This window comes from Promicromonospora kroppenstedtii DSM 19349 (genome assembly GCF_000515355.1).
Taxonomy (GTDB): domain Bacteria; phylum Actinomycetota; class Actinomycetes; order Actinomycetales; family Cellulomonadaceae; genus Promicromonospora; species Promicromonospora kroppenstedtii.
Window position 1 is genome coordinate 194223 of record NZ_KI911686.1, and the last position, 3023, is coordinate 197245.

Below are 3023 nucleotides of genomic sequence, written 5' to 3' on the forward strand. Positions count from 1 at the left end.
CGGCGGCGCGACCGGCGGCGGTGCCGGCGGCCAGACGAGCCCGCCCGTGGGCACACCGGGGTCGAGCGCCGAGCGCAAGCCGGCGACGTCGTCCGACACCGAGACCGGCAAGGACAAGAAGCCCGGGGAGGACGCGAAGTGAACCTCACACCGGTGCTCACCGACACGTGGGACAAGGACCGCTCCTGGCGGCTGGCCACGTACGAGCGCAACGGCGGCTACGCCGGCCTGAAGAAGGCCCTGACGATGGAGCCGGCCGCCCTGGTCCAGGCCGTCAAGGACTCCGGCCTGCGCGGCCGCGGCGGTGCGGGCTTCCCCACCGGCATGAAGTGGGGCTTCCTGCCCCCGCCCGACGGCGGCCCGCGGTACCTGGTCGTCAACGCCGACGAGTCCGAGCCGGGCACCTGCAAGGACATCCCGCTCATGCTCGCCAGCCCGCAGCACCTGATCGAGGGCGTGGCGATCACGAGCTTCGCGATCGGCTGCGACCACGCGTTCATCTACGTACGCGGCGAGGTGCTGCACGTCTACCGGCGGCTGCTGAACGCCGTCGACGAGGCGTACAAGGCGGGCTACCTGGGCAAGAACATCCAGGGCTCGGGCTTCGACCTCGACGTCACGGTGCACGCCGGCGCGGGTGCCTACATCTGCGGTGAGGAGACGGCGCTGCTCGACTCGCTGGAGGGCCTGCGCGGCCAGCCGCGGCTCAAGCCGCCGTTCCCCGCGGTGGCCGGCCTGTACGCGCGGCCCACCGTGGTCAACAACGTGGAGTCCATCGCCTCCGTCCCGGCCATCGTGGCCCGGGGCGCCGACTGGTTCTCCTCGATGGGCACCGAGAAGTCGCAGGGTCACGGCCTGTTCTCCCTGTCGGGTCACGTCACCACGCCCGGCCAGTACGAGGCGCCGCTCGGCATCACGCTGCGCGAGCTGCTCGAGCTCTCGGGCGGCATCCGGGCCGGGCACGAGCTGAAGTTCTGGACCCCGGGCGGCTCGTCGACGCCGATCTTCACGCAGGACCACCTCGACACCCCGCTCGACTACGAGTCGGTGGGCGCGGCGGGCTCGATGCTCGGCACGCGCGCGCTGCAGATCTTCGACGAGACGGTCTGCGTGGTGCGGGCCGTGTCCCGGTGGACCGACTTCTACGCGCACGAGTCCTGCGGCAAGTGCACGCCGTGCCGCGAGGGCACCTACTGGCTCAAGCAGGTGCTGCACCGCATCGAGTCGGGCGAGGGTCAGGACGGCGACCTGGAGCTGCTGGTCGACCTGTGCGACAACATCCTGGGCAAGGCGTTCTGCGCCCTGGGTGACGGCGCGGTCTCGCCGGTCACGTCGAGCATCGAGCACTTCCGGGACGAGTACCAGGCGCACATCGACGGGCACGGCTGCCCGTTCGACCCGAGCGCGTCGGCGCTGTTCCCGTACACCCCCAAGACACGGACACCGGGTGCCCTCACGGGCGCCGGCGCGGGAGGTCACCGATGACCGTCACGACGAACAACCCGAAGGCCGAGGCGGCCCCGGTCGAGCTGGTCACCTTCACGATCGACGGCACGGAGGTGAGCGTCCCCAAGGGCACGCTGATCATCCGCGCCGCCGAGCAGGCCGGCATCCAGATCCCGCGGTTCTGCGACCACCCGCTCCTGGCGCCCGCCGGCGCGTGCCGCCAGTGTCTCGTCGAGGTCGCCATGCCGGACCGCGAGGGCAACGTGCGGCCCATGCCGAAGCCGCAGGCCTCGTGCACCATGACGGTCGCGCCCGGCATGGTGGTCAAGACGCAGCACACCTCCGCCGTGGCCGACAAGGCGCAGCAGGGGGTCATGGAGCTGCTGCTCATGAACCACCCGCTGGACTGCCCGGTCTGCGACAAGGGCGGCGAGTGCCCCCTGCAGAACCAGGCGATGAGCAACGGCCGCGCCGACTCACGGTTCGTCGAGGTCAAGCGCACGTTTCCCAAGCCGATCGCGCTGTCCACGCAGATCCTGCTGGACCGCGAGCGCTGCGTGCTGTGCCAGCGCTGCACCCGGTTCAGCGAGGAGATCGCGGGCGACGCGTTCATCGCGCTGCAGGACCGCGGCGCGCACCAGCAGATCGGCCGGTTCGACGAGGACGTGCTCGGGTTCGCCGGCGCGGAGTCGTCCACCGGCCCCGTGGACCGTCCGGTCGGGGAGGCCACCACGGACACGTCCGGGCGGCCGTTCTCGTCCTACTACTCGGGCAACACCGTGCAGATCTGCCCGGTGGGTGCCCTGACGGGCGCGGGCTACCGGTTCCGGTCGCGCCCGTTCGACCTCGTCAGCAGCGAGAGCATCGCCGAGCACGACTCGTGCGGCTCGGCGATCCGCATCGACCACCGCCGCGGCCAGGTGCTGCGCCGGCTCTCCGGCGAGGACCCGGTGGTCAACGAGGAGTGGATCACCGACAAGGACCGCTTCGCCTTCACGTGGCAGACGGCGCCGGACCGCATCACCACGCCGCTGGTGCGCGAGAACGGCGAGCTGCGCCCCGCGTCCTGGGTCGAGGCCCTGGAGATCGCGGCGGCCGGCCTGGCCGCGGCCCGAGACAACGGCGGTGTGGGTGTGCTGCCCGGCGGCCGCCTGACCGTCGAGGACGCTTTCGCCTGGTCGCGGTTCGCCCGCACCGTGCTCGGCACCAACGACGTGGACCAGCGGGTGCGCGTGCACTCCGCCGAGGAGGCCGCGTTCCTGGGCCGTGTCGTGGCCGGCTCCGGCGTGGGCGTCACGTTCGGTGACCTGGAGCAGGCGCCCGCGGTGCTGCTCGTCGGCCTGGAGGCCGAGGAGGAGGCGGGCATCACCTTCCTGCGGCTGCGCAAGGGCGCGCGCGGTAAGGCGGGCACCAAGGTCTTCTCGATCGCCCCCTACGCCACCCGCGGCCTGACCCGGCTGGACGGCACGCTGCTCCCGGCGGCCCCCGGCACCGAGGCCGAGTGGCTGACCAGCCTGACCACCAGCCTCGGCGGCGGCCTGCTCCCGGCCGACGCGCCGACGACGGACATCGACACG

Annotated in this window: 2 protein-coding genes; both read left to right on the plus strand. The window is 72.2% G+C overall.

Going from position 1 to position 3023, the window contains the following annotated elements; genetic code table 11:
* The first annotated feature begins 138 nt into the window (after positions 1 to 138).
* Positions 139 to 1485 (plus strand): NADH-quinone oxidoreductase subunit NuoF, encoded by a 1347-nt coding sequence (gene nuoF / locus PROKR_RS15540; protein ID WP_036964526.1) that lies wholly within the window; start codon positions 139 to 141, stop codon positions 1483 to 1485.
* Positions 1482 to 3023, plus strand: a 1542-nt coding sequence (locus PROKR_RS15545) for an NADH-quinone oxidoreductase subunit G (RefSeq protein WP_157602156.1), incomplete at its 3' end; no start/stop codon positions are given. The genes nuoF and PROKR_RS15545, both read left to right, overlap by 4 nt.